The sequence below is a fragment of the Buttiauxella cochleicola genome (genome assembly GCF_021282435.1).
In the GTDB taxonomy this organism is placed as follows: Bacteria; Pseudomonadota; Gammaproteobacteria; order Enterobacterales; family Enterobacteriaceae; genus Buttiauxella; species Buttiauxella massiliensis.
Genome location: NZ_JAJSOT010000013.1, coordinates 85,470 through 101,269 on the forward strand (window position 1 = coordinate 85,470; position 15,800 = coordinate 101,269).

Genomic DNA, 15,800 nt, shown 5'->3' on the forward strand with positions numbered 1-15,800 from the left:
GGCATGTTCTGTGGATAACCGTTTTTATGCTAAAGAGATCAAGTGATTAAGAAGGATCATTAGCTGTGAATGATCGGTGATCCCAGTACGTATAAGCTGGGATCAAAATCACTAGTTATGCACAACTCAAAAAGTGAACAGGAGTTGTTATTGGGATAACTACTGCTTAACCCAAGGTTTTAAGCATACTTATACACAGATAAAAGTTAGATCTTTACAAATCCAGGAGTAAATTCTTCCATGATCCGACCCAAATCTCTGCCGGATCCTCCGGAATATCGTGATCAAGGATGTTCACTTTGAGTAAAGAGCCCACTCTTTTAGCTCCGCACTCCGTCAGAAGGGTGTCCAATTTTTCAATTGCGCCGCAAAAAGTGTCGTATTCACGACTACCAATTCCGATTGCACCATAATGAAGAGAACTCAGATCCGGACGTTCTTCATTTATAGCATCGAACAACGGTTGCAGATTGTCAGGAAGATCACCTGCTCCATGAGTAGAAGAGACAATCAGCCATATCCCACTGGTTTGTAGATCTTCAAACAGTGGCCCATGCAGCGTTTGGGTCGTAAAACCCGCCTCATCTAGCTTCTGCGCTAAATGTTCAGCCACATATTCAGCACTGCCCAGGGTACTGCCGCTAATCAGAGTAACTTCTGTCATTGCGATCCCACCTTTTCGAAACGATGGGCATTGTACGCTGTGTAAGGCCTGCGATCTACCTGTGGATAATATGGGTATTAAAAATAGCGGCTATGGCTTGATAGTGCGCATGATCGGGTTCTGGAGGGAGATCAGTGTCTCGGTGGACTGAATTTCATCAATTGTTTGGATCTTGTTGATAAGTACCTGTTGCAGCGCATCGATAGATCGACACATCACCTTAATAAAGATGCTGTAGTGTCCGGTGGTGTAATACGCCTCGGTGACTTCTTCGAGGCTTTCCAGTTTTGCCAGTGCCGAAGGGTAGTCCTTCGCACTCTTTAAAATGATGCCGATAAAGCAGCAAACGTCGTATCCCAACTGCTTGGGACTGATATCGATGCGTGCGCCGGTAATAATTCCCGCCTGTTTCATCTTCTCTACGCGCACGTGAATAGTGCCAGGGCTAACACCGAACTGTTTAGCCAGTTCTGCGTAAGCGGTACGCGCATTTGCCATTAAAGCGTCGAGGATGCCGCGATCGAGATTGTCGATCTGATAATTATCCATCACTTTTTCCTATGATTAGTAACGATAGTTCAGATTTTATAGCCTTAAATTAGTCGATTGAAAACCAGTAAGGCTTTTTTATTGTTGATTATTGAATGTTATGCCGAGTTTGTTGCTTAATCATCGTCAGTAAAACAACACAATAAAGAGAAAACCATGAAAACTGCCTACATCGCTAAACAACGCCAGATTAGTTTTGTTAAGTCCCACTTCTCTCGTCAACTGGAAGAAAAGCTTGGTCTGATGGAAGTCCAGGCTCCGATTCTCAGCCGCGTGGGTGATGGTACTCAAGACAATCTGTCTGGTTGTGAAAAGGCGGTGCAGGTGAAGGTGAAAACCTTGCCTGACGCGCAGTTTGAAGTGGTGCATTCGCTGGCTAAATGGAAAAGAAAAACACTCGGCCAGCACGACTTCAGCGCAGGCGAAGGGCTTTACACGCACATGAAAGCTCTTCGCCCCGATGAAGACCGTTTGACCCCTATTCACTCTGTGTACGTTGATCAGTGGGATTGGGAACGAGTTATGGGTGAAGGAGAACGTCATCTCGGTACGCTCAAGCAAACTGTAGAAAGCATCTGGGCGGCAATGAAAGCCACGGAAGCCGCAGTGAGCGAGCAGTACGGTTTGACGCCTTTCCTGCCTGAACAAATCCACTTTGTTCATAGCGAAGAACTACAACAGCGTTTCCCCGACCTTGATGCAAAAGGGCGTGAGCGTGCGATTGCCAAAGAGCTGGGCGCGGTGTTCCTGATTGGTATTGGTGGCAAACTGGCAGATGGAAAACGCCATGATGTTCGTGCACCGGATTACGATGACTGGTCAACCGCCTGTCAGGGCGATTTCAAAGGGTTGAACGGTGACATTATGGTGTGGAACCCGATCCTCGAAGATGCGTTTGAGCTCTCGTCTATGGGGATCCGAGTCGACGCTGAAACTTTAAAACGCCAGTTGGCCGTAACGGGTGATGTCGATCGTCTGCAACTTGAGTGGCACCAGTCAATGCTCAAAGGTGAAATGCCGCAAACTATTGGTGGTGGTATTGGCCAGTCTCGCCTGGTGATGCTGATGCTGCAACAGCCGCACATTGGTCAGGTACAGTGCGGCGTGTGGCCTGCTGAAGTCCATACGAAGGTAGCATCACTGTTGTAAGAATTAACGCCGCCAGCGACGCAGCAGGCGGCTACGCATCCCGGTATCGAAGCGCCAGATATGATCGAATATGCGCATGATGCCGGGCTTACCATGCCCCGACATCGCGACTGCATGAAAACGATGTAAATGTTTACGCTGCAGATCCTTCACTTGTGTGACGACATCATCTGGCAAGCGTTGAGCAATAAAGTCAGAAATCACAACCGCATCGGCATCAAACCATTCACTTCCCTGCATTTTTTCTGCGATTGCCCTAAAGCAACTGGCGAGATCGGTACCACCGCGAAAACGCTGGCTCAGAAAACGGATCGCTTGCTCAATACCATCTGCACCACACACCTCGTAGCGCACCACTTCACTGGAAAACAGCATGATGAAACAGCGACGGTTATCGGCCAGCGCCACGCGCATCAGTGCGAGGCAAAACGCTTTGGCACATTGTTCGTTAAAACCACCCATTGAACCTGAAGTATCCACGCAAACAATGAAAGGCCCGCGTGGCTGCTCGTCAAAATTCTGGTGAACGACAGGGCGCTCGACAACTTTCTCGCGCCAGGAATCACCATGTAACCGATAAGTCAGCAACTGCTTTTCCACCAGCCGACGATAGAACTCAAATTCCAGCTCACTAATGCCAAGTGTTGCCAACTCTGGGGGTAATAACCGCAAAATGTCATCGCTACGCTGAAGCCCGTCAACCTGTTCTGGCACCGTTGCGGGCTCACGCACCAACATGCGCCAGGTTTCGGTTGGAGCATCTTTTCTCGGCACCGCTTTTGCTTCTTTAGAGCGACCAAGCTGTTCGGCCAGTTTGAGCAATTCAGGCTGGCTGGCAAGAAAATCACCGTACTGAACGATGAGCTGATAATCCCCACGTTTAAGCGAACCGGCACTCATATCCCACAGACGCCCTGCGGCGTTATCGCTATCGACTAAAACTGGTTCTAGCTGGCCGCTTAATGCCAGACGCTGATGCACTTCAGCGAGCAACAGGTCACGCTCGTCTTCCAGTAATTGTTGGTTAAGTGATGTGGTCTGAACCACCAGACTCAGACGCCAGCGTTGCAGAAACAGCGTTTGTTGGGCGGGTGTCAGTCGAGGTGTTTCGGCCACCAGCTTCTGGGCTTGCTCAAAAAAGGGTGAATCGACGCTTTTCAGTAACTGTAAAATTTCCGACAGTTTTGCAGAAAGCTGGCTGGTGGTAAGCAACTGGCTTTCCTGATAACACTGCACTTCCCGGGCTAATTCTTGAGGGATGTTGGTGTCATGCAAGCGGGCTTTCAGCAATTCGCGCCAACGGGGGATGTCTTTGGTCACCGCCTTTTTCATGCGCGGGAATTTCTCAAAGAATATAGCCAGCTGCGGGGCTGCCAGCAGCGCGATAATCACTCCTTCTATTAATTCACCCTCGCTAATCGCGAGGATGACATCAAGAGCCTCAACGCTGAGCATTAATGCCGCGCCTGTTTAATCTGTTCGGCCACATCTTGCAGACTGGCTTCGATCTTTCCAAGCCAATCGTTGTGGATAAACAGGCATTTTTGCTGATCGTTAAATCGTTCATGTTGCTGGTGGAGAGTCTCTTCGAGAGAGTCAAATTGCTGCTTGATCTCCTCTGGCATACCTTCCTGCTGTTTGCCCGGCATCATCAGCCGCGTGCCTTGCAAACTGATATCGCGCAAAACCAGATGCTGGCTGCTGTCGACTTCCATATTCAGAACCTGGGCAAAACCAATACCGTTGAGTTTACCGCGTAATTCGCCACCTTTTATTAGCCATTGAGCGCAGGCTTCACGGGGAATGGATACATGGAGAACTTCGATATCATGCAGTTTTAGCGGTTGCTGGAGCAGCAATGTCAGTGTTTCGCCCATCAGATTGTCAGGCAATTGATACTGAGGGCGACGGGCAAACATGCCGCCCTGTTTGGCCACCGTGATGGCTTCGCGGTCGCTATGCTGCTGTTGTAACTGAATCCGGCGCTGCACGATGGCTGCTAATTTACTGAGCATGGCATGTTGCTGCCACGCGTGCCCTGTCATCAATATTTCCAGCTGTTGTTGCATCAAATTCATCGCTGCGGTGTCGTGCCACAGGCAATCTTTCAGCAGGATTAAATCAATTGGCGCGACGGAATTTCGGCCATTAAAGAAGGCGCTGGCTTGCAGCAGACGAATGGCTTTCTTCCAGCGGCGGTCTGATACATAAGGTGCTCCCGACACATTCTCTAGCTGCTGGCGCAAAGTGAAGATCAGCTCAAATACATTATCCGGTAACGAAACCGTGCCAATATCTTTCTGCCACTGGAAATACTCATCGTCAGTGACTTGCAGGCTTTCGGGAACCGGGTTGTCGTTCTCATCATGTTGGCTGACCAGCATTGAGCGGAAATTGCCTTTATCCTGCACTTTGTCGAGCCACAGGCGAATCAGCATACGGTCGTATAAGGCTTCCAGGCTGCTGTCTGCTTCCGGGAGTTCATTGGAGGCGGCCACCAGCAAACGCATTGGGATTTTTTCTTCACTTGCCCCATTACGGAAACGGCGTTCATTTATTGCGGTCAGCAGAGTATTCAGAATTGCTGGGCCTGCCTTCCAGATTTCATCGAGAAAGACGATTTCAGCTTCTGGCAAATAGCCCGCAGTCAGACGTTCATAGCGGCCTTCATCTTTTAAAGCCTGAATGGAAAGCGGACCAAACACCTCTTCTGGGGTCGAGAAACGCGTCATCAGGTATTCAAAAGCGCGCGCATGCTGGAATGCAAACTTCAGTCGGCGGGCAATCAAACTCTTGGCTATACCTGGAGGGCCAAGCAAGAAAACACTTTCTCCGCTTAGCGCTGCCAGCAGGCAAAGACGCACCGCGTGTTGGCGTTCAAACAATCCTTTTTCCAGCGCCTGGCTAAGCCGTGAAATTCTTTCAGCCAATAAATGTGATTGAGCCATAATTAGCATTGCATCCTTACGCGGTATAAAACTCATTGGGTACAGCGAGTATATCGTTCATCTATATTATCGTTAATGGATTGATGAACGGCTCTTTTTTCCCTGACATAAGTTAAGCCTGTTGTATTTAGGGGTACGATTTACTTCATTATCGTGCATACTGTGCGCCTTTTTGTGGGCCAAGGGACTAAGCACACGCTTTCAGGATTCCAACAAAAGATTAGTCTATGAGCGCTGATAATAAACAATCATTGCCTGCGATAACGCTGGCTGCAATTGGGGTGGTATACGGTGATATCGGTACTAGCCCGCTTTATACCCTTCGTGAATGTCTGTCTGGTCAATTTGGGTTTGGCGTAGAACGTGACGCCGTATTTGGCTTTCTATCGTTAATTTTCTGGTTATTGATCTTAGTCGTCTCTGTTAAATATCTTACTTTTGTCATGCGTGCTGATAACGCCGGTGAAGGCGGTATTTTGACGCTAATGTCTTTGGCTGGGCGTAATACTTCGGCAAGAATGACGTCGGTGCTGGTGATCATGGGATTGATCGGCGGCAGCTTCTTCTATGGCGAGGTAGTCATCACCCCGGCAATATCGGTTATGTCGGCCATCGAAGGGCTTGAGATAGCCGCGCCGCAGCTTGACGCCTATATCGTTCCTTTGTCGATAGCAGTACTGACTCTGCTGTTTATGATTCAGAAACACGGTACTGGGCTGGTGGGTAAACTGTTTGCTCCTGTCATGATGCTATGGTTCCTGGTTCTGGCAGTGTTAGGTGCGCGCAGTATTATCGACAACCCGGAAGTTCTTCATGCGCTGAATCCTGCGTGGGCGGTGCACTTCTTCCTCGAATACAAAACGGTTTCATTCTTTGCACTTGGCGCGGTCGTGCTTTCTATTACCGGTGTTGAAGCCTTGTATGCGGATATGGGCCACTTCGGTAAGTTGCCGATTCGTATCGCATGGTTTTCCGTGGTGCTGCCGTCTCTGGTGCTGAACTATTTCGGCCAGGGCGCGCTGCTGCTCAAATCTCCGGAAGCGATTAAGAACCCGTTCTTCTTGCTGGCTCCAGACTGGGCGCTAATCCCGTTGATGATTCTGGCAACGCTTGCCACAGTTATCGCCTCTCAGGCGGTGATTTCCGGCGTGTTCTCGTTGACTCGCCAGGCTGTGCGCCTGGGTTACCTGTCGCCAATGCGCATCATCCACACCTCGGAAATGGAATCCGGGCAGATTTATGTGCCAGCAATTAACTGGCTCCTTTATATCTCTGTGGTGATTGTGATTGTGAGTTTCGAGCACTCCAGCAACCTGGCAGCAGCTTACGGTATCGCGGTAACGGGTACGATGGTGCTGACGTCCATCCTTTGTTGTACCGTCGCCACCAAAAACTGGCACTGGAACAAAATTGCTGTGCTGCTGATGGGCTTTGCTTTCCTGTGTATCGATATCCCGTTGTTCTCAGCTAACGTGGTCAAAATCTTCTCCGGTGGTTGGCTGCCGCTGTGCCTGGCGCTAGTGATGTTTATCATTATGACGACCTGGAAAAGCGAGCGTTTCCGTCTGCTGCGCCGTATGCATGAGCACGGAAATTCACTGGAAGCAATGATTGCCTCCCTGGAAAAATCACCGCCGGTACGCGTGCCGGGTACAGCGGTTTATATGTCCCGTGCGCTGAACGTGATTCCTTTTGCCATGCTTCACAACCTCAAGCACAACAAAGTGCTGCATGAGCGCGTGGTACTCCTGACGCTGCGAACTGAAGATGCACCGTACGTTCATAATGTACGTCGTGTTTCTATAGAACAGCTTTCGCCTACCTTCTGGCGAGTGGTGGCAAGCTACGGCTGGCGCGAAACGCCAAACGTGGAAGAGGTGTTCCATCGCTGCGGCCTGGAAGGGTTGAGCTGCCGAATGATGGAGACGTCGTTCTTTATGTCCCATGAATCGCTGATCATCGGTAAACGCCCGTGGTATTTGCGACTGCGCGGCAAGCTATTCTTAGCCTTACAACGAAACGCTCTGCGAGCGCCTGACCAGTTCGAAATCCCGCCAAACCGGGTTATCGAGTTAGGTACCCAGGTCGAGATTTAACGCCAACGCCTCTTCAATCGAAGGGGCGTTTTTCTTTGCCTGTTGATTGAACGCGCTCTCATTTCCTTCTTAATGAAACAATGCAGCGAAACGTTTCGATGGCGATCACATTTCCGCAATGTGCTGGTTGTTTTACCATCACTATATTTCCTACACTTTACTCCAGCGAAACGTTTCGCTAGTGGAGTAAGAAAATGAAGAAAGGCACAGTTCTCAACGCTGATATCTCGTCTGTTATTTCCCGTCTTGGCCACACCGACACGCTGGTGATTGGCGATGCAGGATTGCCGATCCCGCGCAATACACCGCGTATAGATTTGGCTCTGACTCACGGCGTACCGGGTTTTATGCAGGTCGTTGAAGTCGTAACGCAAGAGATGCAGGTTGAAGCGGCGTACTTAGCTTCGGAAATTAAACAACATAATCCCCAACTCCATGAAACGTTGCTTAGCCATATCGAGCAACTGCAACAACACCAGGGAAACACCATTTCTATTCGTTACATTAGTCATGAGCAGTTCAAGCAACACACCGCTGATAGCCAGGCGGTTATTCGCAGCGGGGAGTGTTCCCCGTATGCGAATATCATTCTCTGTGCTGGCGTAACTTTCTGAGGCCGGCATGGAACCGTTACTGCAATTAAAAGGGATCGATAAAGCGTTCCCGGGCGTAAAAGCCCTGTCAGGAGCCGCGCTGAATGTTTATCCGGGGCGCGTGATGGCGCTGGTAGGTGAAAACGGCGCAGGCAAATCCACCATGATGAAAGTGCTGACCGGCATTTATCAGCGTGATGCGGGTTCGCTGTTGTGGCTTGGCAAAGAAACCATCTTTACCGGCCCAAAATCCTCACAGGAAGCGGGCATCGGGATTATTCATCAGGAACTCAACCTGATTCCGCAGCTCAGTATTGCGGAAAACATCTTCCTCGGTCGTGAATTTGTTGGCCGTTTCGGCAAGATTGACTGGACGAAAATGTACGCCGAAGCAGACAAACTGCTGGCGAAACTGAACCTGCGCTTTACTAGCCAGAAGCTGGTGGGTGATTTGTCGATTGGCGATCAGCAGATGGTCGAAATCGCCAAGGTTCTGAGCTTCGAGTCGAAAGTCATTGTGATGGACGAACCAACCGATGCTTTGACCGATACCGAAACCGATTCTTTATTCCGCGTTATCCGCGAGCTGAAAGCTCAGGGGCGTGGCATCGTCTATATCTCCCACCGCATGAAAGAGATCTTCGAGATTTGCGACGACGTGACCGTGTTCCGCGACGGGCAGTTTATTGCCGAACGTGAAGTGGTGACGCTGACCGAAGATACGCTTATCGAAATGATGGTCGGCCGTAAACTTGAAGACCAATACCCACGGCTGGATAAGCAACCCGGCGAAATCCTTCTGCGCGTCGATAACCTTTCCGGACCAGGCGTACATGACGTGAGTTTCACTCTGCGCAAAGGTGAAATCCTGGGCGTTGCCGGTTTGATGGGTGCGGGCCGCACCGAATTAATGAAAGTGCTGTATGGCGCACTGCCGCGTACCGGCGGTTATGTTGCGCTGGACGGTCGTGAAGTGGTGACGCGCTCACCGCAAGATGGCCTGGCAAACGGCATTGTTTATATCTCGGAAGACCGTAAGCGTGATGGGCTGGTGCTCGGCATGTCGGTGAAAGAGAACATGTCGCTGACCGCACTGCGCTACTTCAGCCATAACGCGGGCCGCCTGAAACATAAAGATGAACAGCAAGCGGTGCAGGACTTTATCCGTTTGTTCAACGTGAAAACCCCATCAATGGAACAGCCGATTGGGCTGCTTTCAGGGGGGAATCAGCAAAAAGTGGCGATTGCCCGTGGCCTGATGACGCGCCCGAAAGTGTTGATTCTTGATGAACCAACGCGCGGAGTTGATGTTGGGGCGAAAAAAGAAATTTATCAATTAATCAATCAGTTCAAAGCCGATGGGTTAAGCATCATTCTCGTTTCGTCCGAAATGCCGGAAGTCCTAGGTATGAGCGACCGAATTATGGTGATGCATGAAGGCCATTTGGGCGGGGAATTTACCCGTGAAGAGGCTACCCAGGAAATACTCATGGCGGCGGCCGTCGGCAAGTTAAATCGCGTGAATCAGGAGTCTGTAAAATGAGTACCCAGTCTATTTCGACACGTCGCTGGTTCACTAAAGCGTGGCTATTGGAGCAAAAATCACTGATCGCACTATTGGTGTTGATTGCTGTTGTCTCGAGCCTTAGCCCTAACTTCTTCACTGTAAATAACCTGTTCAATATCCTGCAACAAACCTCCGTGAACGCCATTATGGCGGTTGGGATGACGCTGGTCATTTTGACTTCCGGGATCGACCTTTCCGTCGGTTCTTTACTGGCGCTGACCGGAGCTGTGGCCGCCTCGATTGTTGGTTTAGAAGTGAATGCTCTGGTGGCTATTGCCAGTGCACTGGCGTTGGGTGTTGCAATCGGGGCTGTAACAGGGGTGATTGTTGCTAAAGGGCGAGTCCAGGCATTTATTGCCACGCTGGTGATGATGCTTTTGTTGCGTGGTGTGACGATGGTGTACACCAACGGCAGCCCGGTAAACACTGGGTTCTCTGATAACGCGGATCTGTTTGGCTGGTTTGGTATTGGCCGCCCACTGGGGATCCCAACGCCTGTGTGGATCATGGGTATCGTTTTCCTGGCTGCATGGTACATGCTGCACCACACTCGCCTGGGTCGTTATATCTACGCGCTGGGCGGTAATGAAGCTGCGACGCGTTTGTCAGGTATCAGCGTTAACAAAGTAAAAATTATCGTTTACTCACTTTGCGGTCTGCTGGCGTCTTTGGCCGGGATCATCGAAGTGGCGCGTCTTTCCTCTGCACAACCAACAGCGGGTACCGGCTATGAGCTGGATGCTATCGCTGCGGTGGTTCTGGGTGGAACAAGCCTGGCGGGCGGGAAAGGGCGAATTGTTGGGACGCTGATCGGTGCGCTGATCCTGGGCTTCCTTAACAACGGGCTGAATTTATTAGGTGTTTCTTCTTATTACCAGATGATCGTCAAAGCAGTGGTTATTTTACTGGCGGTGCTGGTGGACAATAAAAAGCAGTAACAATCATAACCCTACAGGACATCTGACTATGAATATGAAAAAACTAGCTACCCTGGTTTCCGCTGTTGCACTGAGCGCCACGGTTAGCGCTAACGCGATGGCGAAAGATACTATCGCGCTGGTTGTTTCCACGTTGAATAACCCGTTCTTCGTTTCACTGAAAGACGGCGCGCAGAAAGAAGCCGACAAACTGGGCTACAACCTGATTGTTCTGGACTCGCAAAATAACCCGGCAAAAGAGCTGGCCAACGTGCAGGACCTCACGGTTCGCGGCACTAAATTGATGCTTATCAACCCAACGGACTCCGATGCCGTAGGTAATGCGGTGAAAATGGCCAACCAGGCTAAAATCCCTGTGATTACCCTCGACCGTATGGCGAATCAGGGCACCGTAGTGAGCCACATTGCTTCTGATAACGTTGCTGGCGGCAAGATGGCTGGTGACTTCATCGCTAAGAAATTGGGTGAAGGCGCGAAAGTTATCGAACTGCAAGGTATTGCGGGTGCATCTGCTGCCCGTGAACGTGGCGAAGGCTTCAAACAAGCAACGGCTGCGCACAAATTTACCGTTCTTGCGAGCCAGCCTGCTGACTTCGACCGTACTAAGGGCCTGAACGTCATGCAAAACTTGCTGACTGCGCATCCAGATGTGCAGGCGGTGTTTGCTCAGAACGATGAAATGGCGCTGGGCGCGTTGCGTGCACTGCAAACCGCTGGTAAATCCGACGTGCTGGTGGTTGGTTTTGACGGTACTGCTGACGGCGTGAAAGCTGTTGAAGGCGGCAAGCTGGGCGCAACCGTGGCACAGATGGCCGACCAGATTGGTGTTATCGGCGTAGAAACCGCAGACAAAGTATTGAAAGGCGAAAAAGTCGACTCCAAAATCCCGGTCGACCTGAAGCTGGTTACTAAATAAGACAACAATAGAAAAGCAGGGCACCGTGCCACTCCAGAAATGGGGGTGGCACACTTAACTGGACGGATAAAAATGAAAACTAAAGGCAATCTCGTCGTCCTGGGCAGCATCAACGCTGACCATATCCTGAACCTCGAACATTTCCCAACGCCGGGTGAAACCGTTACCGGGCAAGAGTATCAGGTCGCGTTCGGTGGGAAAGGGGCAAACCAGGCAGTTGCTGCCGGGCGCAGCGGCGCAGACATTGCCTTTATTGCCTGTGTGGGCGATGACGACACCGGAAGCCGTGTTTGCAAGCAACTGGCAAGCGACAAAATCGATACTTCCCCAGTCAGCACTATTAAAGAAGCCTCTACAGGTGTGGCACTGATCTTCGTGAATGGCGCCGGGGAAAATGTAATTGGCATTCACGCCGGGGCGAACGCGGCATTAACGCCAGCGCTTGTGGCTGAACAGAACCAAAAAATTGCAGAAGCTTCTGCACTTTTAATGCAGCTTGAGTCACCGCTGGAAAGCGTGTTGGCGGCGGCTAAAATTGCTCATCAGAACAAAACTAAAGTCGTGCTCAATCCTGCACCGGCCTGTGAATTATCAGACGAGCTGCTTGGGCTGGTGGATATGATCACGCCAAATGAAACCGAAGCGGAAAAGCTGACGGGCGTGCGCGTTGAAAACGATGACGACGCAGCAGTTGCGGCCAAAGCTCTGCATGCGAAAGGCATTCAAACCGTGATTATTACGCTTGGCAGTCGCGGCGTTTGGCTTAGTGAAAACGGCAAAGGTCAGCGCGTACCAGGTTTTAAAGTTAAAGCCGTGGATACCATCGCCGCTGGCGACACCTTTAATGGTGCGTTGGTGACGGCCTTGCTGGAAGAAAAACCAATGAATGAAGCGATTCGTTTTGCACATGCGGCTGCCGCTATTGCCGTGACTCGTAAAGGTGCGCAACCTTCCGTGCCATGGCGTCATGAAATCGACGAGTTTTTGCAACAGCAAGGATAATCATGGCCACCATGAAAGACGTCGCGAAGCTGGCGGGGGTTTCGACTTCTACCGTTTCGCACGTCATTAATAACGACCGTTTTGTGAGTGATGCCGTTCGTGCAAAGGTTGATGCGGCAATCAAGACTCTTAACTATGCGCCATCCGCTCTGGCGCGTAGCCTCAAACTCAATCAAACGCACACTATCGGGATGCTAATCACCGCTAGTAGCAACCCATTTTATTCGGAACTGGTACGCGGTGTGGAACGGAGTTGCTTTGAGCGCGGCTACAGCCTGGTTCTCTGCAACACCGAAGGCGACGAACAGCGGATGAATCGCAACCTGGAAACGCTGCTGCAAAAGCGCGTCGACGGTCTTCTTCTTTTATGTACTGAAACCCATCTCCCTTCGCCTGACATCATGAGTCGCTATCCTTCTATTCCAACCGTGATGATGGACTGGTCGCCTTTCGAGGGCGAAAGCGATGTGATTCAGGACAACTCGCTGCTCGGCGGCGAGACTGCAACGCAACATCTTATTGATAATGGCTATACCCACATCGCTTGTATTACCGGCCCGCAGGATAAAACGCCAGCGCGTTTGCGCCTCGAAGGTTATCGCAAGGCGATGAACCGCGCAGGACTTGAGATTCGTGAAGGGTATGAAATCATTGGCGACTTTGAGTTTCAGGGTGGTTTCACAGCGATGAATTCCCTGCTTGCACTGGAACAACCGCCGCACGCCGTATTTACTGGCAATGATGCGATGGCGGTTGGCGCATATCAGGCTTTGTATCAGGCTGGATTGACGGTTCCACAGAATATGGCGGTTGTTGGTTACGATGATATAGAACTGGCGCGTTATATGACGCCACCGCTCACGACTATTCATCAGCCTAAAGATGAATTGGGTGAGTTGGCCGTTGATGTGCTGATACACCGAATGGCACAACCCTCCCTGGAGCAACAGCGCCTGTTTCTGACGCCTGAACTGGTGGTGCGTGGTTCGGCCTAGCGTTTAATCATGTTGCGCCCATCTTTCGGGCGTAACAGTAAGAACACGAGAGCCGAAACGAGCGTCACCCCACCCATCGTCAGGAATGTATAGTGGAACTGCTCGACAGTGTTAATACTCTCGACGCTCTCATATAGACGAAGTACAGCTGCACTTACCGCGACGCCAAGGCTAATTGCCAGTTGTTGCGTCACCGCCAATACACTATTTCCGCTACTGGCATTTTCATCGGTGAGGTCCGCAAGCGTAATAGTATTCATAGCCGTGAACTGCGTGGACATCGCCATCCCAAGAATAAATAGCGGCAGAATCAGTAGCCACACTTCCATCCCCGGCGACTGCAATGAAAATTGTCCAATCAGCAAACCGATGATCACAGTCACACAGACTAACGTTTTCCTGTAACCCAGTCGGCGTAATACCTGAGTCACGGTGGATTTAGCCAGCAGAGAACCAATTGCAGTCGGTGCCATCATGCAGCCAGCGATCAGCGCCGAATAGCCAAAACCAACCTGTAGCATTAAAGGCATAAGGAAGGGGACGCAACCGGTGCCGAGGCGCGATGCGAGATTCCCGATAATACCGACAGAGAAGGTTCTGGTACGAAACATCGGCAGCGCGATCAGTGGCGTAGGATGTCGGCGTGCATGCCATATATAAGTGGCTAACAGAACCAGACCGCCAATAATGGTCAAAATGCCGATATAACTTGAAACAATTCGCTCGCCGAATAATTCCACTCCGCTTGAGAAAAGCACCAGGCTTAGGCCAAACAGAAGAAAACCTGTCATATCAAAGCCACGACGTGAAGTCGTAAAGTTTGGCATGTACTTACGTGCGTAAATCAGCCCAAGGATACCAATAGGTATATTAATGAGGAAAATCCAGTGCCAGCTCGCCCATGTAACCAAAACACCGCCGAGTAGTGGGCCGAGGATGGGGCCGACCAATCCGGGCATGGTGACAAAGTTTAAAACCGGTAAGAGTTCACTGCGCGGATAGGCTCGTAGTAATGCTAAGCGGGCGACCGGCATCATCATCGCCCCGCCGATACCCTGTATCACACGGAAGACAACCAACTCACCGAGCGAGTTTGACATCGCGCAGGCAAACGAACCGAGAGTAAAGAGGGAAACCGCAAACATAAACACGCGCCGAGTACCAAAGCGGTCGGCAAGCCAACCACTGACGGGGATCAGCATTGCAACGGTTAAGGTATAACTGATAATCGCGGATTGCATTGCCAGTGGAGAGCGCCCAAGACTATGAGCAATGGCGGGTAAGGCTGTGTTGAGAATTGTGGCATCCAGCGCCTGCATAAAGAAAGCCATTGCCGCTATCCACGGTAACCCGGCCATACTGCGAGCTGTTTTGGTCATTTTTATCCTGATGTTTTAAACGCATCCAGGAGAAGGCGAGTCTTTACCCTTGAGCGGAGGGTTCTTTTAACAGTGTCTGGCCGGCGATTAACGCGGCCTGACTGTCGCCCTGGGTAATGGCATCAACGATTGCCTGGTGCAAGTCGAGCTTAATAACGTCGTTATTAGTTATTGCGGTAAAGTAATTGTAATAAATAGAGCGGAATAAGTTAGCGAAAGAACAAAGGAAAGGGTTACCACTCATTGCATAGATTTGTTCATGGTAAGCCATATCGATTTCTATCCAGCGTTGGCGGTCAAACGAGCCTTTCAGCTTTACCATTTCTACCATCATCTCGTTGAGAAATGTTTTCTGCTCTTGAGTGCCATTAATAGCGGCCATGGCACAGGCTTGTGGTTCCAGGCTATTACGCATAACAAGGAAGTAATCCACCACATCATTAAAGTTCTCCTCTGTCATCCACCACGTGAGCAACTCCTTATCAAGGAAGTTCCAGTGACTGCGAGGCATAACTCGAGTACCAATACGCGGGCGAGGTAGAACCATTCCTTTTGCTGTTAATGTCTTTACTGCTTCTCGTACCGCTGTGCGACTAACTCCGAAGATCTCACCCAATTCGATTTCACCAGGCAATATACTGCCCGCTTCGTACTCACCTCGAAGAATGCGTTGCGCTAGTTTTTCCGCAAGAACATAGGAAAGGTTCTTTTGTGCCGCGAGTTGTTGTGCAGATAGAGACATAAATGCAATTCCTTTAGCGTTGTTTCTATTTGTAGTATGCCACCAGGTGTCCTTTACTGGTGCTTAAAACAGCAAATATCCCGTGTAACAGCTGTTTTGTAGTGCTTTTGGCGAAAAAAAAGACGCTTGGTAATCTATTTGCAATAAACACTTGTCAGCCCCCAGAAAATCCCTATACTGCGCCTCCACTGACACGGCACAACGGCTTACAAACCGGCTTGTCAGCCAGATGAAAAGCGAAAATAAACGCTTGACTCTGAAA

The 15,800-nt window shown here is 50.4% G+C and carries 14 protein-coding genes; 8 read left to right on the plus strand and 6 right to left on the minus strand.

Annotation, left to right across the window (positions count from 1 at the left end; genetic code table 11):
* Window positions 1-214: 214 nt before the first annotated feature.
* Both mioC and asnC read right to left on the minus strand, forming a co-directional pair.
* Complete coding sequence (gene mioC / locus LVQ77_RS21400) at window positions 215-664, minus strand: FMN-binding protein MioC (protein WP_064555894.1); 450 nt, start codon at window positions 662-664, stop codon at window positions 215-217.
* Window positions 665-754: 90 nt separating this feature from the next.
* Window positions 755-1,213 (minus strand): transcriptional regulator AsnC, encoded by a 459-nt coding sequence (gene asnC, locus LVQ77_RS21405; RefSeq protein ID WP_034499887.1) that lies wholly within the window; start codon window positions 1,211-1,213, stop codon window positions 755-757.
* 156 nt (window positions 1,214-1,369) lie between these two features.
* On the opposite strand from asnC, the gene asnA reads away from it, so the two are divergent.
* Entirely contained in the window at window positions 1,370-2,362 is a 993-nt protein-coding gene (gene asnA, locus LVQ77_RS21410; protein ID WP_232905443.1) for an aspartate--ammonia ligase, read from the plus strand.
* Window positions 2,363-2,365: 3 nt separating this feature from the next.
* Here the strand turns inward: asnA and viaA are convergent, their stop codons facing one another.
* Both viaA and ravA read right to left on the minus strand, forming a co-directional pair.
* On the minus strand, window positions 2,366-3,817 hold the full coding sequence (gene viaA / locus LVQ77_RS21415; protein ID WP_232905444.1) for an ATPase RavA stimulator ViaA: 1,452 nt from the start codon (window positions 3,815-3,817) through the stop codon (window positions 2,366-2,368).
* Window positions 3,817-5,310 carry an ATPase RavA gene (gene ravA / locus LVQ77_RS21420; protein ID WP_232864011.1) on the minus strand — a complete coding sequence of 498 codons (1,494 nt, stop codon included), beginning with the start codon at window positions 5,308-5,310 and terminating at the stop codon, window positions 3,817-3,819. The genes viaA and ravA overlap by 1 nt, the downstream gene beginning before the upstream one ends.
* 227 nt (window positions 5,311-5,537) lie before the next feature.
* On the opposite strand from ravA, the gene kup reads away from it, so the two are divergent.
* From kup to rbsR, 7 genes are all read left to right on the plus strand, one after another.
* A complete protein-coding gene (gene kup / locus LVQ77_RS21425; protein ID WP_232905445.1) occupies window positions 5,538-7,406 on the plus strand; it encodes a low affinity potassium transporter Kup in 1,869 nt (622 codons plus the stop codon).
* 194 nt (window positions 7,407-7,600) lie between these two features.
* Window positions 7,601-8,020 carry a D-ribose pyranase gene (gene rbsD / locus LVQ77_RS21430; RefSeq protein ID WP_232905446.1) on the plus strand — a complete coding sequence of 140 codons (420 nt, stop codon included), beginning with the start codon at window positions 7,601-7,603 and terminating at the stop codon, window positions 8,018-8,020.
* Window positions 8,021-8,027: 7 nt separating this feature from the next.
* Window positions 8,028-9,542 (plus strand): ribose ABC transporter ATP-binding protein RbsA, encoded by a 1,515-nt coding sequence (gene rbsA, locus LVQ77_RS21435; protein ID WP_232905447.1) that lies wholly within the window; start codon window positions 8,028-8,030, stop codon window positions 9,540-9,542.
* Entirely contained in the window at window positions 9,539-10,504 is a 966-nt protein-coding gene (gene rbsC / locus LVQ77_RS21440) for a ribose ABC transporter permease (protein ID WP_232905448.1), read from the plus strand. The genes rbsA and rbsC overlap by 4 nt, the downstream gene beginning before the upstream one ends.
* Window positions 10,505-10,532: 28 nt before the next feature.
* Entirely contained in the window at window positions 10,533-11,420 is an 888-nt protein-coding gene (gene rbsB, locus LVQ77_RS21445) for a ribose ABC transporter substrate-binding protein RbsB (protein ID WP_151993927.1), read from the plus strand.
* 72 nt (window positions 11,421-11,492) lie between these two features.
* Window positions 11,493-12,422 (plus strand): ribokinase, encoded by a 930-nt coding sequence (rbsK, locus tag LVQ77_RS21450; protein WP_232864015.1) that lies wholly within the window; start codon window positions 11,493-11,495, stop codon window positions 12,420-12,422.
* A gap of 2 nt (window positions 12,423-12,424) precedes the next feature.
* A complete protein-coding gene (gene rbsR / locus LVQ77_RS21455; protein ID WP_232864016.1) occupies window positions 12,425-13,417 on the plus strand; it encodes a ribose operon transcriptional repressor RbsR in 993 nt (330 codons plus the stop codon).
* On the opposite strand, the gene mdtD is transcribed toward rbsR, so the two are convergent.
* Together mdtD and LVQ77_RS21465 are read right to left on the minus strand one after the other, a co-directional pair.
* Window positions 13,414-14,796: a multidrug transporter subunit MdtD gene (gene mdtD, locus LVQ77_RS21460; protein ID WP_232905449.1), complete on the minus strand. Its 1,383-nt coding sequence runs from the start codon at window positions 14,794-14,796 to the stop codon at window positions 13,414-13,416. The two genes, rbsR and mdtD, sit on opposite strands and share 4 nt — an antisense overlap.
* A gap of 43 nt (window positions 14,797-14,839) precedes the next feature.
* Window positions 14,840-15,538 carry a FadR/GntR family transcriptional regulator gene (locus tag LVQ77_RS21465; RefSeq protein WP_232864017.1) on the minus strand — a complete coding sequence of 233 codons (699 nt, stop codon included), beginning with the start codon at window positions 15,536-15,538 and terminating at the stop codon, window positions 14,840-14,842.
* Between the last annotated feature and the right edge of the window lie 262 nt (window positions 15,539-15,800).

Coding starts and splice junctions, on each gene's coding strand:
- mioC (WP_064555894.1), bottom strand. CDS start 664: ATGACAGAAGTTACTCTGATTAGCGGCAGTACCCTGGGCAGTGCTGAA.
- asnC (WP_034499887.1), bottom strand. CDS start 1,213: ATGGATAATTATCAGATCGACAATCTCGATCGCGGCATCCTCGACGCT.
- asnA (WP_232905443.1), top strand. CDS start 1,370: ATGAAAACTGCCTACATCGCTAAACAACGCCAGATTAGTTTTGTTAAG.
- viaA (WP_232905444.1), bottom strand. CDS start 3,817: ATGCTCAGCGTTGAGGCTCTTGATGTCATCCTCGCGATTAGCGAGGGT.
- ravA (WP_232864011.1), bottom strand. CDS start 5,310: ATGGCTCAATCACATTTATTGGCTGAAAGAATTTCACGGCTTAGCCAG.
- kup (WP_232905445.1), top strand. CDS start 5,538: ATGAGCGCTGATAATAAACAATCATTGCCTGCGATAACGCTGGCTGCA.
- rbsD (WP_232905446.1), top strand. CDS start 7,601: ATGAAGAAAGGCACAGTTCTCAACGCTGATATCTCGTCTGTTATTTCC.
- rbsA (WP_232905447.1), top strand. CDS start 8,028: ATGGAACCGTTACTGCAATTAAAAGGGATCGATAAAGCGTTCCCGGGC.
- rbsC (WP_232905448.1), top strand. CDS start 9,539: ATGAGTACCCAGTCTATTTCGACACGTCGCTGGTTCACTAAAGCGTGG.
- rbsB (WP_151993927.1), top strand. CDS start 10,533: ATGAATATGAAAAAACTAGCTACCCTGGTTTCCGCTGTTGCACTGAGC.
- rbsK (WP_232864015.1), top strand. CDS start 11,493: ATGAAAACTAAAGGCAATCTCGTCGTCCTGGGCAGCATCAACGCTGAC.
- rbsR (WP_232864016.1), top strand. CDS start 12,425: ATGGCCACCATGAAAGACGTCGCGAAGCTGGCGGGGGTTTCGACTTCT.
- mdtD (WP_232905449.1), bottom strand. CDS start 14,796: ATGACCAAAACAGCTCGCAGTATGGCCGGGTTACCGTGGATAGCGGCA.
- LVQ77_RS21465 (WP_232864017.1), bottom strand. CDS start 15,538: ATGTCTCTATCTGCACAACAACTCGCGGCACAAAAGAACCTTTCCTAT.